This window comes from Limnohabitans sp. INBF003 (assembly GCF_055396645.1).
In genome coordinates this window covers 1,160,363-1,176,599 of the sequence record NZ_AP029222.1, presented here as the reverse complement: position 1 = coordinate 1,176,599, position 16,237 = coordinate 1,160,363, and the positions used below count along the sequence as shown (strand labels likewise).

General features: G+C 62.1%; 15 protein-coding genes, 1 tRNA gene and 2 pseudogenes. 7 read left to right on the top strand and 11 right to left on the bottom strand.

Going from position 1 to position 16,237, the window contains the following annotated elements; genetic code table 11:
• Positions 1-79 precede the first annotated feature (79 nt).
• A tRNA-Asn gene (locus ACZ5VE_RS05350) sits at positions 80-155 on the top strand.
• Positions 156-269: 114 nt separating this feature from the next.
• Here ACZ5VE_RS05350 and ACZ5VE_RS05345 read toward each other — a convergent pair.
• From ACZ5VE_RS05345 to ACZ5VE_RS05330, 4 genes are all read right to left on the bottom strand, one after another.
• Positions 270-494 (bottom strand): hypothetical protein, encoded by a 225-nt coding sequence (locus tag ACZ5VE_RS05345; protein WP_464456993.1) that lies wholly within the window; start codon positions 492-494, stop codon positions 270-272.
• Positions 491-1,042, bottom strand: a complete 552-nt coding sequence (locus tag ACZ5VE_RS05340; protein WP_464457444.1) for a response regulator transcription factor — start codon at positions 1,040-1,042, stop codon at positions 491-493. Before ACZ5VE_RS05340 ends, ACZ5VE_RS05345 begins: the two co-directional genes overlap by 4 nt.
• Before the next feature lie 187 nt (positions 1,043-1,229).
• On the bottom strand, positions 1,230-1,733 hold the full coding sequence (cueR, locus tag ACZ5VE_RS05335; RefSeq protein ID WP_291940523.1) for a Cu(I)-responsive transcriptional regulator: 504 nt from the start codon (positions 1,731-1,733) through the stop codon (positions 1,230-1,232).
• Positions 1,717-1,914, bottom strand: coding sequence for a heavy-metal-associated domain-containing protein (locus ACZ5VE_RS05330; protein WP_283224975.1), 198 nt, complete (start codon positions 1,912-1,914; stop codon positions 1,717-1,719). The genes cueR and ACZ5VE_RS05330 overlap by 17 nt, the downstream gene beginning before the upstream one ends.
• 153 nt (positions 1,915-2,067) lie before the next feature.
• On the opposite strand from ACZ5VE_RS05330, the gene ACZ5VE_RS05325 reads away from it, so the two are divergent.
• On the top strand, positions 2,068-4,290 hold the full coding sequence (locus tag ACZ5VE_RS05325) for a heavy metal translocating P-type ATPase (RefSeq protein ID WP_283224974.1): 2,223 nt from the start codon (positions 2,068-2,070) through the stop codon (positions 4,288-4,290).
• Positions 4,291-4,348: 58 nt separating this feature from the next.
• Positions 4,349-4,729: a c-type cytochrome gene (locus tag ACZ5VE_RS05320; protein WP_283224973.1), complete on the top strand. Its 381-nt coding sequence runs from the start codon at positions 4,349-4,351 to the stop codon at positions 4,727-4,729.
• A 31-nt stretch (positions 4,730-4,760) separates the two neighbouring features.
• Here the strand turns inward: ACZ5VE_RS05320 and ACZ5VE_RS05315 are convergent, their stop codons facing one another.
• From ACZ5VE_RS05315 to ACZ5VE_RS05305, 3 genes and pseudogenes are all read right to left on the bottom strand, one after another.
• Positions 4,761-5,009 carry a hypothetical protein gene (locus ACZ5VE_RS05315; protein WP_464456992.1) on the bottom strand — a complete coding sequence of 83 codons (249 nt, stop codon included), beginning with the start codon at positions 5,007-5,009 and terminating at the stop codon, positions 4,761-4,763.
• Between the two features lie 175 nt (positions 5,010-5,184).
• Positions 5,185-8,100, bottom strand: a complete 2,916-nt coding sequence (locus ACZ5VE_RS05310; protein ID WP_003049965.1) for a Tn3-like element IS1071 family transposase — start codon at positions 8,098-8,100, stop codon at positions 5,185-5,187.
• Positions 8,101-8,244: 144 nt separating this feature from the next.
• Positions 8,245-8,643 (bottom strand): annotated as a pseudogene (locus tag ACZ5VE_RS05305) (transposase zinc-binding domain-containing protein); the annotation flags it as partial.
• On the opposite strand from ACZ5VE_RS05305, the gene ACZ5VE_RS05300 reads away from it, so the two are divergent.
• From ACZ5VE_RS05300 to cobA, 3 genes are read left to right on the top strand one after another with little or no spacing between them, the layout of a single operon-like run.
• Positions 8,596-8,802, top strand: a complete 207-nt coding sequence (locus tag ACZ5VE_RS05300) for a hypothetical protein (RefSeq protein WP_464456991.1) — start codon at positions 8,596-8,598, stop codon at positions 8,800-8,802. The pseudogene ACZ5VE_RS05305 and the gene ACZ5VE_RS05300 sit on opposite strands and share 48 nt — an antisense overlap.
• Before the next feature lie 23 nt (positions 8,803-8,825).
• Positions 8,826-9,731, top strand: coding sequence for a DNA-binding protein YbiB (ybiB, locus tag ACZ5VE_RS05295; RefSeq protein ID WP_464456990.1), 906 nt, complete (start codon positions 8,826-8,828; stop codon positions 9,729-9,731).
• On the top strand, positions 9,728-10,534 hold the full coding sequence (gene cobA / locus ACZ5VE_RS05290; RefSeq protein ID WP_464456989.1) for a uroporphyrinogen-III C-methyltransferase: 807 nt from the start codon (positions 9,728-9,730) through the stop codon (positions 10,532-10,534). Before ybiB ends, cobA begins: the two co-directional genes overlap by 4 nt.
• A 4-nt stretch (positions 10,535-10,538) precedes the next feature.
• Here cobA and ACZ5VE_RS05285 read toward each other — a convergent pair whose 3' ends face one another.
• Together ACZ5VE_RS05285 and ACZ5VE_RS05280 are read right to left on the bottom strand one after the other, a co-directional pair.
• Entirely contained in the window at positions 10,539-11,129 is a 591-nt protein-coding gene (locus tag ACZ5VE_RS05285) for a hypothetical protein (protein WP_464456988.1), read from the bottom strand.
• Entirely contained in the window at positions 11,126-12,355 is a 1,230-nt protein-coding gene (locus ACZ5VE_RS05280) for a sterol desaturase family protein (RefSeq protein WP_464456987.1), read from the bottom strand. Before ACZ5VE_RS05280 ends, ACZ5VE_RS05285 begins: the two co-directional genes overlap by 4 nt.
• 72 nt (positions 12,356-12,427) lie before the next feature.
• Here ACZ5VE_RS05280 and ACZ5VE_RS05275 point away from each other — a divergent pair.
• A pseudogene (locus tag ACZ5VE_RS05275) lies at positions 12,428-12,694 on the top strand (NAD(P)/FAD-dependent oxidoreductase); the annotation flags it as partial.
• A gap of 200 nt (positions 12,695-12,894) precedes the next feature.
• On the opposite strand, the gene ACZ5VE_RS05270 reads toward ACZ5VE_RS05275, so the two are convergent.
• A complete protein-coding gene (locus ACZ5VE_RS05270; protein ID WP_464457443.1) occupies positions 12,895-14,373 on the bottom strand; it encodes a transposase in 1,479 nt (492 codons plus the stop codon).
• A gap of 212 nt (positions 14,374-14,585) precedes the next feature.
• On the bottom strand, positions 14,586-16,145 hold the full coding sequence (locus tag ACZ5VE_RS05265) for a transposase (RefSeq protein ID WP_464456986.1): 1,560 nt from the start codon (positions 16,143-16,145) through the stop codon (positions 14,586-14,588).
• Between the last annotated feature and the right edge of the window lie 92 nt (positions 16,146-16,237).

Here is a 16,237-nt window from a genome sequence, read left to right as displayed (position 1 = left end):
ACCGGAAGCACAAGATTTTTAAAAAATCTTGTGTCTCCTCTCAAAACAGCCCAAAAATCACTCTATAATTCAAAGCTATTCCTCGATAGCTCAGTCGGTAGAGCGCCGGACTGTTAATCCGTAGGTCCCTGGTTCGAGCCCAGGTCGAGGAGCCAAAAAGTAAAGCCCCTGCAAGTGATTGCAGGGGCTTTTTCTTTGGGATTTTCTCTTGGGTTTTCTCAACCAACGAATGCAGCAAGCCTGTTCACGTGTCGTCCATGTTGAACAATTCAAATCGTGGCATCAGGTCGTTTTTGCAATTTCGCAATCAGCTTTCGACCCAAATGCGCCTTGATGGCGGCTGAATAAAACAAAGTATCTCCGCCGTTTTCAAGCTGCAGCAACTGCACGAGAGAAATCGCATTTTCTGTGGCGAACCGGGAGGTGTCCAGCCCGGCCTTCTGCCTTAGCTGTTGAAGCAGCAATGCCTCCTCTTCGGTCCAAGGATCGGTCATCGCTCAAGCGCCTCCATGTCAAGGCCTTTGCAAAGGGCCATCAAATCGGCCAAATGAGGCACCTGCATCTTCTGCAAGATGTTGGCGCGGTGTTTCTTGGCCGTGTCAGGCAGGATGTCAAGACGTTCGGAGATGCCCTTGTTGGTATGCCCTGCCAACATCAAGACAAAAACATCGCGTTCGCGCGCACTCAATGCCAGCCATTTGCGGCGAATCTCATTTTTCTGGATGAAGTCCTGGCGATTGATCCCGTCTACAGCCAACCCCCTGTCGATGGCGTCTATCAGGTCCTGGATTTGAAAAGGCTTCCAAAGAAACTCGATGGGCCGCCCTTTCATCGCACGAATGATTTCTTCTGACTCACTCTCTCCACTGATGAAGATGATGGGTGTATTGCGGCCCAGTGATTTCATTTTTTCCTGGAGATCAACACCCGACATGCCTGGCATCCGAACGTCAAGCACCAAAACTGCGTATTCCAGTGATGTTGACCAATCAACCCAGCAACGTGACCAACTAGTCCAATTGTTGTAACCATCGACAGCTATCGGCCATGAGCCGTCAGCTAGGGACGCTCTCGATAGCAGTCGTTAGCGACTCGTAGCGCCAATAGGCAGTCTGCAAAAGGACGCTGAATAGATTTCAAGACCGTTGCGGTCTGATCGTTTCCCTAAACGGTGCTACTGCCTCACGAAGTATTTCCTGCAACTGGTGTGACAGGCAAGATGCCCCGATTCACCGTGGAACGCTGCAATGTCCGGTATCCGCTGAACACGGAGGCAGGGTTTTTGAGGGATCTTCTGGCGGCCGGGCCAGATCGTCCAGAATGGGACAGTCGGGCCGGTCGTCGCCGTGGCAGTGGTGCAGCAGTTGCAGCAAGCTGCGCTGCATCGCCAGCATGGCTTCGATGCGCTGTGACAGCTCATCCACATGCTTTTGTGCGATGCGCTTGACGTTGGCGCTGGCACGGCGGCGGTTTTGCCACAGCGCCACCAACTCGCCGATCTCTGCCATGGCAAAGCCCAGATCGCGTGCGCGCTTGATGAAGCGCAGGGTATGCACATCGGCCTCGTTGTACTGTCGGTAGCCGCTGTCGGTGCGAGCTACGCGCGGCAGCAGGCCCAGCGATTCGTAATGGCGCACCATCTTGGCTGAAACCTTGGAGAGTTCGGCGGCCGTGCCGATGTTGACGGGCCAATGTGCGCTGCGCATGGTGCAGGCCTCAGACAGCGACGGCATAGCCTTCATCGGCGATGGCCTTGACCACCACCTCGCGCGGCTGCTGGGTCTGAACTTCAACCCGGTTTTGGCTACGGTCGATCTTGACCTCGGCCTGCGGGTCGATCTGCTGCAGGGCGCGCGTCACGGATCTTTCGCAATGGTCGCAGCGCATGCCGGTCACGGTAAAGGTCTGGTTCATGGTGTTCTTCCTTGGGTAAAAGAGATTGAAGGAAAGCATATCCTGAACCCTGCCATGGTGGGAAGGTCAAGTCATGGGTGAGATTTCTTTATTCAGCCTCAGATACGACAAGGGACTTGACTCTACCATCATGGTAAGGTTGAGAATGAATACATGAACACGACAAATCCTTCTTCCTCCCCTGCCGCTACGCTTGACCTGGGCATTGGCGGCATGACTTGCGCCTCCTGCGTCACTCGCGTGGAGAAAGCGCTGAAAAAAGTGCCTGGAGTGACCGAAGCCACGGTCAACCTCGCCACCGAATCGGCGCGCATCCGTTTTGCGCCCGGAGATCAGGTCGAAGCTCGATTGCGGCGCGCCGTGCGCGATGCCGGCTACGAGCCACGCGCGGCCGACGCGCTGGCGCAAGAAGCCGACGAGTCGCCCTGGGCCGGTTTTGCACCGGTGGCGGTGGGCCTGGCGCTGTCGCTGCCGCTGGTGCTGCCGATGCTGGCCGATCTGGTCGGCGTGCATTGGATGCTGCCCCCCTGGTTGCAGTTTGTACTGGCCACGCCGGTGCAATTCATTTTGGGCGCGCGTTTCTACAAGGCGGGCTGGCATGCCCTCAAGGCCTTGACCGGCAACATGGACTTGTTGGTGGCGATTGGCACGAGCGCGGGCTGGGCGCTGTCGGTCTGGCTCTGGCTGTTCGCCGGCCACGCCGAGCATGGCGGCATGCCGCACCTGTATTTCGAGGCCTCGGCGGTGGTGGTCACACTGGTGCTGCTGGGCAAGTGGCTGGAGGGGCGCGCCAAACGCCAGACCACGGCCGCCATCCGCGCGCTGCACGCGCTGCGACCCGATGTCGCGCACCTGATGAGCGTCGAAGGCGAGGTGGATGTGCCCGTGGCTGAAGTGTTGGTGGGCGACCGCCTGGTGGTGCGCCCGGGTGAGCGCCTGCCGGTGGACGGCAGTCTGCTCGAAGGCCACACCCAAGTCGACGAATCCATGCTCACCGGTGAGCCGCTGCCCGTGGCCAAAGATGCCGGTGCCAGGCTGACCGGCGGTTCCATCAACGGCGAGGGCCGCATCGTGATGCAGGTGGACGCGGTGGGTGGCGAGACGGTGCTGGCCCACATCATTCGCCTGGTGGAGGATGCGCAGGCGGCGAAGGCGCCGATCCAGCGCCTGGTGGACCAGGTCTCGGCGGTGTTCGTGCCAGTGGTGCTGGCGATCGCGCTGCTCACGCTGCTGGGCTGGTTGTGGACCGGTGCCCCGACCGAGGCCGCCGTGATCCATGCGGTGGCGGTGCTGGTGATCGCCTGCCCCTGCGCGCTGGGACTGGCCACACCGGCCGCCATCATGGCCGGCACGGGGGTGGCGGCCAAACACGGCATCCTGATCAAGGACGCGCAGGCCCTCGAATTGGCGCACCGGGTGAATGTGGTGGCCTTTGACAAGACCGGTACCCTGACCGTGGGTCAACCCCGCCTGCTGGCCTTTGATGTGGCCGACGGGCAAGACGAGCCGGCACTGATGGCGGTCGTGGCCAGCTTGCAAAGCGGCAGCGAACACCCGCTGGCACGCGCCGTGGAGCGGGCCGCGCAGGCGCGTGGGCTGGCCGTGCAGGTGCCGGACAATGTGCGCGCCGTGCCCGGGCGCGGCAGCGAGGGCGAGGTGGGCGTGGCCAGCTACCTGATCGGCAGCCTGCGCTGGATGGACGAACTGGGTGTGGCGCTGGGCCCACTGGCGCCGCGCGCGGCAGCGCTGCAACAGCAGGGCGCCACCCTGTCGCTGTTGGTGCAGCGAACCACTGCCGGGCTGACCCCCTGTGCCTTACTGGCCTTTGGCGATGAACCCAAGCCTGGCGCGCAGGAGGCGCTGGCGGCGCTGCGAGCGCGCGGCATCCGCACCCTGATGATCTCGGGCGACAACCGTGGCGCGGCCGAGGCCATGGCGCGACGCCTGGGTCTGCGTCCGGAAGAGGGTGAGGTGCTGGCCGAGGTGCTGCCGGGCGACAAGGCGGCGCAGGTGGCGGCTCTCAAGCAGGGCGGCCGCGTGGTAGCCATGGTTGGCGACGGTGTCAACGACGCGCCGGCGTTGGCAGCAGCCGACGTCGGCCTGGCCATGGGTAATGGTACCGATGTGGCCATGCATGCAGCCGGCATCACCCTGATGCGGGGTGACCCGCGCCTGGTGGCTGCGGCGCTCGAGGTGTCGCGCCGTACCGTGGCCAAGATCCGGCAGAACCTGTTCTGGGCCTTCATTTACAACGTGGCCGGCATCCCGCTGGCAGCGCTGGGTTACCTCAATCCGGTGATCGCAGGGGCGGCCATGGCCATGAGTTCGGTCAGCGTGATGAGCAATGCCCTACTGCTGCGGCGCTGGCGGCCCTGAAAGGCCACGGCCCCCCACCGTGCCGTGCCGTGCCGCTTTTGATCCTAACCTGTTTAACATGCACTTCACACACAAGACCTTTACCCTCTGGCTGAGTTTGGCGGCGAACATGGCGCTGGCGCAAACCCTGCCGCTGCCCCAGCCTGCACCGGGGCTGATGCCTCAGCCTGCCCAAGGCCAGCGGCTGTTCGCGCAGCATTGCGCCGCCTGCCACGGCTTGGACTTGAAGGGTTCTGACCGGGGGCCACCGTTGCTGCACCCGGTCTATGAACCTTCGCATCACAGCGATGCTGCTTTTCAGGCGGCTGTGCGCTACGGCAGCCGGGCGCACCACTGGAAGTTTGGCGACATGCCGCCAGTGTCCGGGCTGTCGGCGGACGATGTGGTCCACATCACGGCCTACGTGCGTCAGCAGCAGCGCAAGGTGGGTATTCGTTAGAGCCTGTTGCAGAGACGGGGCTGTATCCGTCTCACTGGGCGTTGCGGTGTGCTTGTGCCTTGGCCAAGGTGCCCAGCAGCTTCAGGGCCGCCTTGATCTGTGGGGTCACGGGATGCCCCAGATTCAGCCGCAAATGGCGCGTGAAGCGCCGGTCGGCCGAGAACAATACCCCAGGCGCCGTGCTGATGGACTGGGCCATGGCCTGGTGGTGAATTTCCAGGGTGTTCACTCCCCCAGGCAACTCCAGCCAGACAAAGTAGCCCCCTTGGGGTTCGGTCATCCGGGTGCCCTTGGGAAAGCAGCGCTCGATTAGGGGTCTCCTCGTTTTCAGTGCAATAAGTGACGGTACGAAAAGCTAGCACTGGCGCGGAGGTGGTGTTGGTAGATCGTTGATTTCATTGACTTTCCTGTTCACTTTCAAATCTGCGATTCGTGGCGTCAAACCGTGGTCGGTTTCATCCATTGGTGCCAGTTATCGATGCATTTGGCCGCGAAGGCAGGATTTGGTCAGCATAGCGGTCAACCGGGAAGCGAAACACACCCCGCAAGTTGATGCTCTCCAGCCTGGTGGGCGCAATCTTCCCGATCAGTTCCGGTGGAATGACCTGGCGGCGGTTCGACCAGCGATCCAGGACCGCCTGCATCTGTGAGGTATTCCACGCCATCACGATGTTGGCCATCAGGCTCAACGCATCGGCCACAGCCTGCATTTCATCGACACGTTTGGCCTGCGCCGGGCTGATCCGGCCGGTATAAATGGCGCGCTTGAGGGCGTTAACAGCCTCGCCCCGATTGAGCACCCGGCGCAACTCGTTCCTGAAAGCGTCCTTGACAAAGTAGTCAGCCAAAAACGCCGTACGCAGCAACCGCCCCAATTGCACGCCAGCCTCATAGATTGGATCGCCCTGGGCGGCAGAACCGAACCGCGCAAGAGCTGCCACCGCACTGGCATGTCCGCTCATGACCGAGGCTGCCAGGTGCACCAGACTATCCCAATGCTTTTCGATCAAAGCGACGTCGACATTGGCTTCGCACACCGCAGCGATTTCTGCGGGCACTTTGGTGCCGCGTGGCACAAAGAGGTGGCGCTGTTTGAGTTCCTTCAACCGCGGGCAAAGATCAAAACCAAGCAAACGGGCATGTGACATGGCAAAGTCGGTGTAGCCATGGGTATCCACAGCAAGCTGGCTGGTCTCCAGCTTTTCTTGGCGGATGACACCTTCAATGGCCACGCCCGCCTGGCGCTCATTGAGCACAAAGGGCTGCGCATGGAAGATGCCCCACCGGTCTTTTACATGGGAGTAGATTCCAATGGAAGGTGTGTTGCGCCGAGGATCAAGCCGGGCTTGCCACACCCGTTTGGTGGTCTCCATGCTCATCATGTCAGAAGATGCCAAATCGGACCGCCCCCAGGTGGCGGCAATCGGGTGTCGCTGCATGAATTCCAGCACAGCCTGGCAGGCCTGGCTCAGACGCCGTTCGTCCCGCGCCCAGCGCATGGCCTGGCGAATGCTGGTGGCAGACAATTGCGGAATCATGCGCGCGCATTCGACCGCAGTCAGACTGGTGCCGTGGGCCATGATGCCGGCATAGACCATCAGCAGCTCGTCGGTAGAGCGCGGCTCACGTCCGAGCATGATCCAGCTAAAGCGCACCTGGGCGTCAACGGCCAGAATCACTTCCGGCAATTGAACCTCACCGATGCGGTGATCCAAAGCCGCGCGCAGCTTGGTCACTTCTGGGTCTTCGTCCTCTGCGGGCAATGGCGACAAATGGAGTTCATCATCCACGCGCAGTACGCCACTGCGGGCTGCAGCGGCCACCGCATCGACACCGGCAGTTACTCTGGCCAGCAAAGGCTTCAAGAAAGTGGCAGCCTTGCTGGGTAACGATAGACGGGCATAGTGTTTCTTGGACTCTGCCTGCCAACGCTCGTCCGTGAAGAACAAGCGCGCACGACCCCGAAAGCTCAGGCTGTGCTCAATCCAGACCGAGCCATTGCGCACCGCGCGGCGCAGGGCAAACAGGGTGGCCACCTCCAACGCCTGAAACGCCCGTTCCCGGTCTGGGCTGGAGATCGAAACCTGCCAGATCATTCCCAGACTTGGTGCCACCACTTCAACTGGCAGCTTTCTGGATCCTTTGAGATATAAAGCTTGCAGCTTGGCAAGGTACTCGATGGCAGGATGCTCGCCGGTGGCCTGCCAGGGCAGCTTTGCAATGGCGACGAGCAACGACCGCACGGGGCGAATTCCATCAATCAATCCCTCGCGGACCAGGGAGGCCCTGCTCGGTGGTTTGCGTTTCTGGGTTTCGGTGATCAAGGCTTCAAGACGGGCACGCAACTCAGCATCTGGCACCGCACCTTGCGCGCTCAAGGCAACAAGTTCGCCGAGCAGCGTTTTGTACATTGCGGCCCAATTGACGGTAGCGGGGACATCGGCGGCAGCCTGACGCCACAGATCGGCGATCCGGCGCTGCACCATAAGGATCAACTGGTCTGTGGTGGTGAACAGGCAATACCGAAGAAAGCATGCGACCTCCACGGTGCGCGCTGGCTCTTTGATCTTGGCTCCGGCTGAGGGCGGCCTGGAGACAAGTCGGCGCGCGTAGCGGCGCAAGATGAGATCGGGGATGTCTGCCAGGTGCTTATGAACGTCCAGCGTGTAAAGCAGGTCGATGCGCTCCAGTACCTCGCTGATTTGGCGGGTTGAGTGTTTCGCCGGTGCAGCCCATAGCCAACTCTGCTGGGTTTGTCCATCTGGGCGCAGCTCTGAAACTGAGGCTCGCCAGCGATCAAGTGTTGCTGGATCAACGCTGGCGGCGATGGCGGTGCCTGTTTCAACTTCAAGCTGGGCAAGTGCCGCCGCAATCAGTGTCCGAATTGCCCGCTCGTGCACGATCACCAGCTTGTTCTTGTACAGCCATTGACGCGCCCGCACGAGTAGCTGATCGCGGTCGGCGCAGCGCGCCACTTCGTCGCGCAGTTCACGTACCAGTGAGCGGCGCTGGTGCTCGCTCATCCACTGGAATCCAAGGACCGTGCAGGCTACTTGTTGGTGATCGAATAGCGTGCGCCCGCGTTCATACATGGCTCTCAGCGAGGCGACTTCTGGTGCTGCAATGCCAAGCTCGTTGCCAAGGTGGCGCCACAAGGCTACTGGAATTACCCGAAAGGCACCGAGCAAACGCCCACTCATGCGCAGGAAACCAATATGGAGCGCCAGACCAAGCTTGTGGGAATCACCTCGGCGTGCATTGATTGCGTCGCGCTCGGCACCATCGAAGGTGAAAAATGCCTTCATCTCGAAGTCGCTGATATCGCGGGGGAGCCCACGCATCCCCAAAAACGTTGTGTGCCAACCCTGCATCGTGAACCTCAAAAGTGGGAGGCCACCATACCCGTTTACAAAGCGAACAGGAAAGTCAATGAAATCAACGGTCTACCCAGACCACCCCCGCGCCAGTGCTAGCTTTGCGTACCGTCACTTATTGCACTGAAAACGAGGAGACCCCACCACACAAACGTGGAAGTGGACGTGTTCATTGAGGCTGGAGCCGAATCGGTGAATGAAGGCGATGGCACCGATGTGCAGGCCTGCCTTGTCCATATGGGCCGCACCGGGGCTGTGGGTCTGCAGAGTTTGTGCGATCACCCGCAGAAAGATGCGCAGCACCATGCTCAGCACCGCTCCGTCGCGTTGCATGAAGTACCGCAACCTCTTGGGCACGGAGAGCACCCACTGGCGCACCGGCAGGCGGGGGAAGACGTGGTCGCTCAGGTGTGCCGCCGTCTCCACCATCCGCCGCGTGGTGCACGAGGGGCAGACTCCACGGCCTTTGCAGGAGAAGGCTACAAAGTAGTCGTGCCCACAGTCGCCGCAGCGAGCGCGGGCAAAGACATGCCGCACAATGCAGCTCCCTCCATGGTGGACGCGGTGGTGCGCTTTGATGCCGCTGCCGGAGAAACACCGGGCGTGTTGTGCCAGCTCTCCAAGACCTGGCTGCAGTACTGCGTTGGCACGCTGCGAGGGGATTATTCCGCCCAGGACCTGGCGCAGTTTCAGGCCTGACCCAGAACAGAGACAAGCCCCCTATGGCCATTGGCAAGTACATCAAGGAAATCGGACGCGGCAAGGACGGTGCCCGCGCGCTGAACCGCGAGCAGGCGACGGACCTGTTCGGTCAGGTGCTGGACGGCACAGTGACCGATCTGGAGATTGGCGCCTTTTGCCTGGCCATGCGCATCAAGGGCGAAACGGCAGAAGAAATGGCCGGTTTTCTGGACGCCACCGCTGCGCGCCTGCAGCACCTGCCCGCCAGCGACCGGCCCACGGTGGTCATCCCCAGCTACAACGGCGCGCGCAAGCTTCCGCTGCTTACACCGCTGCTGGCGTTGCTGCTGGCCCGTGAGGGCTTGCCGGTGCTGATCCACGGCACGGCCACCGAGTCCACCCGGGTTTTTACGTCAGAAGTGCTCGCAGCCCTTGGTATACCTGCGCAAGCAGCTATTCAAAAGATAGCAAATGGTGAGGTGGCGTTTGTCCCCACCGCCCTGCTGAGCCCCGGGCTGCAGCGTCTGCTGGAGGTGCGCCGCGTGGTGAACCTGCGCAACCCGGCACACAGCCTGGTCAAGCTCATGAACCCGTGCGTGGGCAAAAGCCTCATCGTCAGCAGCTACACGCACCCCGAATACGCCATCTCCATGGCCGCCACCTTTGCACTCACCCAGGCCAACGCCCTGCTGCTGCGCGGCACCGAGGGCGAGGCCGTGGCCGACCCGCGCCGCACGCCCACGATGCAGGCCTTTGTGAACGGTCAGACCTTTACCTTGCAGGAGCACCAGGCCGGCCCGCTGACCAGCCTGCCCAACCTGCCCACGCAACTGGACGCAGCCACCACCGCAGCCTATATTCAAAGTGTGATGACCGGCGCACAGCCCGTACCCGCCCCCATTGCGCAACAGGTGGCCCACATCTTGCAGTTAGTCGAATCACTATGAAACACGATCTCTCCGACTCCAACGCGGCAGGCCAGGTCACCCTGGTCGGCGCCGGCCCGGGCGACCCGGAGCTGCTGACCCTCAAAGCGCTCAAAGCCATCCAGGCCGCCACGGTGCTGATGGTGGACGACCTGGTCAACGAAGCCATCGTGGCCTACGCATCCCCCGAAGCACGCATCGTGCACGTGGGCAAGCGCGGGGGCTGCAAGTCGACACCGCAGTCGTTTATCGAAAAGCTCATGGTCACCGCCGCACTCGAAGGCGAAAACGTGGTGCGCCTCAAGGGCGGTGACCCCTTCATCTTTGGCCGTGGTGGTGAAGAGGTAGAGAACCTGCAGGCTGCCGGCATCCGCGTGCGTGTCATCAATGGCATCACCTCCGGCCTGGCCGCGGTCACCTCACTGAACGTGCCGCTGACGCACCGCGAGCACGCGCATGGCGTGGTGTTTGTGACCGGCCACGCCAAGCCCGGCGACACCGGTACCGACTGGCGCGCACTGGCGCACACGGCCTACCAGGCCAAGCTGACTTTGGTGATTTACATGGGTGTGAGCGGTGCCGCCCACATCCAAGACGAACTGCTGTACGGCCTGCCCGACACCACCCCCGTGGCCATCGTGCACAACGCCAGCCTGCCCACGCAGCGCCATGCGGTCTGCACGCTGGGTGAGCTGCAGACCACCATCGCCCGCGAAGGCCTGGCCAGCCCCAGCGTCATCGTGGTCGGTGATGTGATGCAGGGCCTGCTGGCCGCAGCCCAGGTCCCCGAACGGGAACCCCTGGGCCAGACGCGCACCGCCTGAGCGTTCAGGCAGCCGCGAGCTGCTGGTTTTGTGGTGAGCGCGTGGCCCCCACCGCCAGCAGCGCCAAGGCCAGCGCCAGACTGTAGTGCATCAACTGCACGTTGTTAAAGAGTCCCAGGTAGTTGCTGTCGGCCTTGCCAGTAGCCGCCACCACAAAGCTGCCCAACAAAGCCAGCGTGCCCGCCATGCCCCAGGTATTGCGCTGCTGCACCGCCGTCCAGGCAATCACCAGCGCACACACACCCGGCACCACCTGCGACCAGAGCGCCAGACCGGCCAGCGTCAGCACGATGCCGACGCCTCCCACGACCAGCACAAAACGCCCGACCGCCGCGCCACGTGTGGCCAGCGGCGCATCCGGCCAGCGCAGGCCTGATGCAAGCAACGGAAACGCAGCACAGGCGGCCAGCAGGCTGGTGAAACGGTGCGGCCCCAGCATCTCGGCCCAGCCCGAATACCGCAGCACACCCAGGCAGGCCGCCAAACCGATCAGGCCGGCAGCCACTGCCACAGCAGGCCGCTGGCGCAGATGAAACCACAGGATGGCAGCACACACCAGCAGCAGCACCAGATCCGACAAGGCGTCCGGGTTCATGCTGCCACTCCCACCGCGTTGGCAGGGGCGACGGACTGGCGATTCAGCCAGACCACACTGCCCACACACAACACCAGCAATGCACCCTTGAGCAGCAGCGGCGCCTCAAAGCCAAACCACTGCGGCACGGCGGCGAACGACACACCCAGCGCCAGCAGACGCACCTGCTCCAGCCACTTGCCCCAGACAAAACGCTCAAGCAGCGCCCCCAGCGCCACCGCCGTGACCAGAATGCCCAGCGCGTACACCGCGGCCGTGCCTCTGTCCAGACCCTTGGCCACACCGATGAAATGCGAAACAAAAGGCACCAGCACCGCGCACTGCAGCGCCACGTACCAACGCAGCGGCGCGGGGGTTTGCACATCAAAGCGGGTAAAGGTGCGGGGCTCGAAATGTTCGATGGGTTCGTCGGTCCAGCCGCCCGGTGGCGCCACCCAGACACCCAGCTTGGCGCGCCAGCCCTTTGCCGCACGGGACATCTGCCACAGGTCGGCGTAGTAGTGCAGGTTGCCCTTGATCGGGCTGAAGCTGTGCAGCGGCTTGCGGATGCCGTAGCAAATTTTCTCGTCATCGCGCTCGTCGGCAAAAGTGCCGAACAGACGGTCCCACAGGACCAGGATACCGCCGTAGTTCTTGTCGATGCAGTAGTCGTTCTGGCCGTGGTGCACGCGGTGGTTGCTGGGCGTGACCAGAATGCGGTCCAGCACGCCCATGCGGCCTATCAGCTCGGTGTGCACCCAGTACTGGTACAGCAGGTCGATCAGGCCCACGATCACCAGCATCTGCCATGGGATACCGAGCACCGCCAGGGGCAGGTAAAACACCCAGCCGAATAACGCGCCGGTAGAGGTCTGCCGCAGTGCGGTGGACAGGTTGTAGTACTCCGATGAGTGGTGCACCACATGCGAGGCCCACATGACATTGACCTCGTGGTACATGCGGTGCGCCCAGTAGTAACACAGGTCGTACAGCACCAGGGCCAGAATCCACAGCGGAATACTGCTCATGGACCATTCGGTAAAGCGGTAGGCCTCATACACCGCGATGTAGATGCCCAGCGTGGCGATCTTGGTGAAGGCGTTGGTCACCTGGCTCAACAGGCCATGGTGCAGGCTGGTGATGGCGTCGGGAATGTCGTAGACCGCCACACCGCGTCGCCGGGCCACCCAGGCCTCGAGCAGGATGGTAAGCATGAATACGGGTATGGCGTAAACAATGGGATTCATGGTTTTGTCTCTCTCGTTATGCAGCGCCTCTGTACCGGGCACCGTCATCGTTGAAAGTATACACTGCAGCCCATGCAAAGTTTTGATGTTGTGATCGTGGGTGCCGGTGCGGCCGGCCTGTTTTGTGCCGGGGTAGCCGGCCAATTGGGTTTGAAGGTTTTGGTGCTGGACCACAGCGAAAAGGTGGCCGAAAAAATCCGCATCTCGGGCGGTGGCCGTGCCAACTTCACCAACGTGGACGTCACGGCGGCCAACTTCCTGAGCGAGAACCCGCGCTTTGCCAAATCGGCCCTGTCTCGCTTCACCCCGGCCGATTTCGTGGCTTTGGTCAAAAAACACGGACGGATAAGCCTTTCAACCGCCTCAAGGCCAGTATCGCACCTTTGATTGGCCACCACCCCTGCGCAAAAATCTTCGTGATTCTCACTACAGCGTGATTCCTGGGCGAGCCGTCACCAAAATTCGCATGGGGACAGAATCATTTGCGGTGGACCGCGCAGGCCTACCCAGCAGCGCATCAAAGTCGCCGTCTTGACCTCTCACCAACTGACGCGCTGGTCGACCTCAAAGTCCGGTGCCGGTTGCGCCGCCAGGTCCCAATCGGGCTCAATGTGCACCCCCTCATCCGTCTGCGCATCACTACAGTCATCCCACAGCGGTGGCCCCCGCGCCGGGGAGATGTGCGGGGGATCTGAGTCTTCCCCGATGTGATCGAGAATCTTCTTGATCTGTACGCCATCGGTGATGAAGGCAATCAGACGCATCTGGCCACCGCACTTTGGGCACAGCAGAGGGAGTACCTCGTAAATGCGAGCGATCAAAACGGCCCACAGGTAGTGCGCTGGGCGCTTGGGCGGCACCGGCTGTGCAGGCCCGCTCTGGCTTGGGAGCACATTGCCCAGCGGTGCCACACCAAACGCGCCCTCCCCCGTGGTGGCTGGATCGGTCTGCACCACGACTTGCTTGGCCGGTTGTGCAGGTGTCGCCAGCGCCGTCACCGCTGCTCTGTGCGGCGAGTTCGGCGCCAGCACACCAAAGTAGCGATGCCGGTGGGTGCGCGGTGGTGGCACCAGGGCGGCAATGCGGTCGATCAGCTCCAGCGCTGTGAGGTGCAGTTCGTCCACCTTGGCGCCACGCTTGTCACTGGTGGGCTCGCTACGCTGCTTGGCACAGCGGTACACCAGCTCAGCACCTTCTTTGCGCAGACGTTCCATGGCAAAGGGCGGACGGGCGCAGTAGCGCAGCAGCCGCTCCAGGGCGGCGCGGTCGTCTGCTTCAATGCAGACACCGGCGTCCACCGAGAAGCCGCTGTGCTGGTAGGCCAGCATCTCTTTGGCATCAGCCTTCTCCAGCAGGCCCCGGCCGACGAAGGCCCGCAGGATGCGTCGGCGTAAATCGGTCTGCACTTGGGCCACAGCGGTCTCATCGATAGCACTGGCCGGGTGGAAGACGATGCCCGGCACTTCCTCAAACACCCCATCGACTGCGCATACGTGGAAGTGCACATGAGCGTTCAGGCTGGAGCCGAACCGGTGGATAAACGCCACGGCGCCGATGTGCAGGGTCGCCTTGTCCACATTTGCCGCACCGGGGCTGTGGGTCTGCAGGCTTTGCGCAATGACCCGCAGGAAGATGCGCAGCACCATGTTGAGCACTGCCCCGTCACGCTGCATGAAGTAACGTAGCCGTTTGGGGACAGACAGCACCCATTGGCGCACCGGCAGACGGGGGAAGACGTGGTCGCAGAGGTGCGCCGCCGTCTCCACCATGCGCCGGGTGTTGCACGAGGGGCACACGCCCCGGCCTTTGCAGGAATAGGCCACGAAGTAGTCGTGCCCGCAGTCATCACACCACGCCCGGGCAAAGCCGTGGGCAAAGATGCCGCATTCCAGATATTTGCGAAACGCCTGGCGGACATAGGGCTTTGGTGTGTGGTGGTCGCCCTGGCCGTCGAACTGGCCGGCACTGGCAAGTTCATGCCAAGTCTCGAAGTGCTCGGCTATGGTTTGGTACAGCAGAGTCCGCTCGGGGTACGGATAGGCGTTTTAACCGCATGAGGCCAAGTATCGCACCGCGGAAGCGCCATCAAGCCGGCTGAGACACTCGATTTTCCCGCCCAGGTGTCAGGTTCACCACCAGGGTTTGGCGTTCAGGAGAGTGATTTGCGGCGCTCGGCGTGTACCGGGCGCAGAGCCAGTTCGCGGCAAGTCAAAATCGCCGCTTTGTTCATTCACCAACTGATGCGCTGATCGACCTCAAAGTCCGGTGCCGGTTGCGCCGCTAGGTCCCAGTCTGCTGGCTCGGTTTGCGCCCCGTCATCCATCTGCGCATCACTACAGTCATCCCACAGCGGTGGCCCGCGCGCCGGGGAGATGCGGGGTGGCTCTGAATCTGCCCCGATGTGGTCCAGGATGTGCCGGATGTCAGCGCTGTGCGTAATGAACGCGATGATGCGCATATGCCCACCACACAGCGGACACAAGAGGGGGAACACCTCGTAGATGCGGGCGATCAGCACCGCCCACAGGTAGTGCGCTGCACGCTTGGGCAGCACCGGCTCGCTCTGGGATGGCAGCGCGCTGCTCATCGGTACCACACCAGGCGCGCACTCCCCCGTGCTGATCGACGCGCCCAGCACGGGAGCGGCTTGCGCCGGTGTCGCCAGCGCCGTCACCGCAGCCCTGAGCGGCGAGTTGGGTGCCAACACGCCAAAATAGCGGTGCCGGTGGGTGCGTGGCGGGGGAACCAGCGCGGCAATGCGGTCGATCAGCTCCAGCGGTGTGAGGTGCAGCTCATCAACCTTGGCACCGCGCTTGTCGCTGGTGGGTTCGCTGCGCTGCTTGCCGCAGCGGTACACCAGTTTGCTTCCCTCTTTGCGCAGCCTGTCCATCGCAAAGGGTGGGCGGGCGCAATAGCGCAAGAGCCGCTCAAGGCCTGGACGGTCGTGGGATTCAATGCACACCCCGGCATCCACCGAGAAACCGCTGTGTTTGTACCCCAGCATCTCTTTTGCCTCGAAGTTCTCCAGCAGCCCGCGGCCCACAAAGGCGCGCAGGATACGTTTTTGCAGTGTGGTCTGCACTTGTGCCACGGGTGTCGCATCGATGCCGGTGGCAGGGTGGAATACGACACCTGACGCAGAGACTTGCATTGCGGCATCAGCGCTGCCCTCGCCTGCCACTTCCTCAAACACCCCGTCCACCACACAAACGTGGAAGTGGACGTGTTCATTGAGGCTGGAGCCGAATCGGTGAATGAAGGCGATGGCACCGATGTGCAGGCCTGCCTTGTCCATATGGGCCGCACCGGGGCTGTGGGTCTGCAGAGTTTGTGCGATCACCCGCAGAAAGATGCGCAGCACCATGCTCAGCACCGCTCCGTCGCGTTGCATGAAGTACCGCAACCTCTTGGGCACGGAGAGCACCCACTGGCGCACCGGCAGGCGGGGGAAGACGTGGTCGCTCAGGTGTGCCGCCGTCTCCACCATCCGCCGCGTGGTGCACGAGGGGCAGACTCCACGGCCTTTGCAGGAGAAGGCTACAAAGTAGTCGTGCCCACAGTCGCCGCAGCGAGCGCGGGCAAAGCCATGGGCAAAGATGCCGCACTCAAGATACTTGGCAAACGCTTTGCGCACGAAGGGCTTGGGGGTGTGGTGGTCGCCCTGGCCGTCGAACTGACCCGCGCTGGCCAACTCTAGCCAGGTCTCGTAGTGCTCGGCTACCGTTTGGTAGAGCAGCGTGCGTTCGGGGTGGCGTGGGTTGTAGAGCTTGGGCTTGGAAGTGGCTGACATGAATACTGTACAAATGCACAGTATTCTGCGGCGATTGTTTGGGTACGCAAAGCACAAGGCCCGAACCGTCGCCAGTTCGGGCCTTGGCAGGG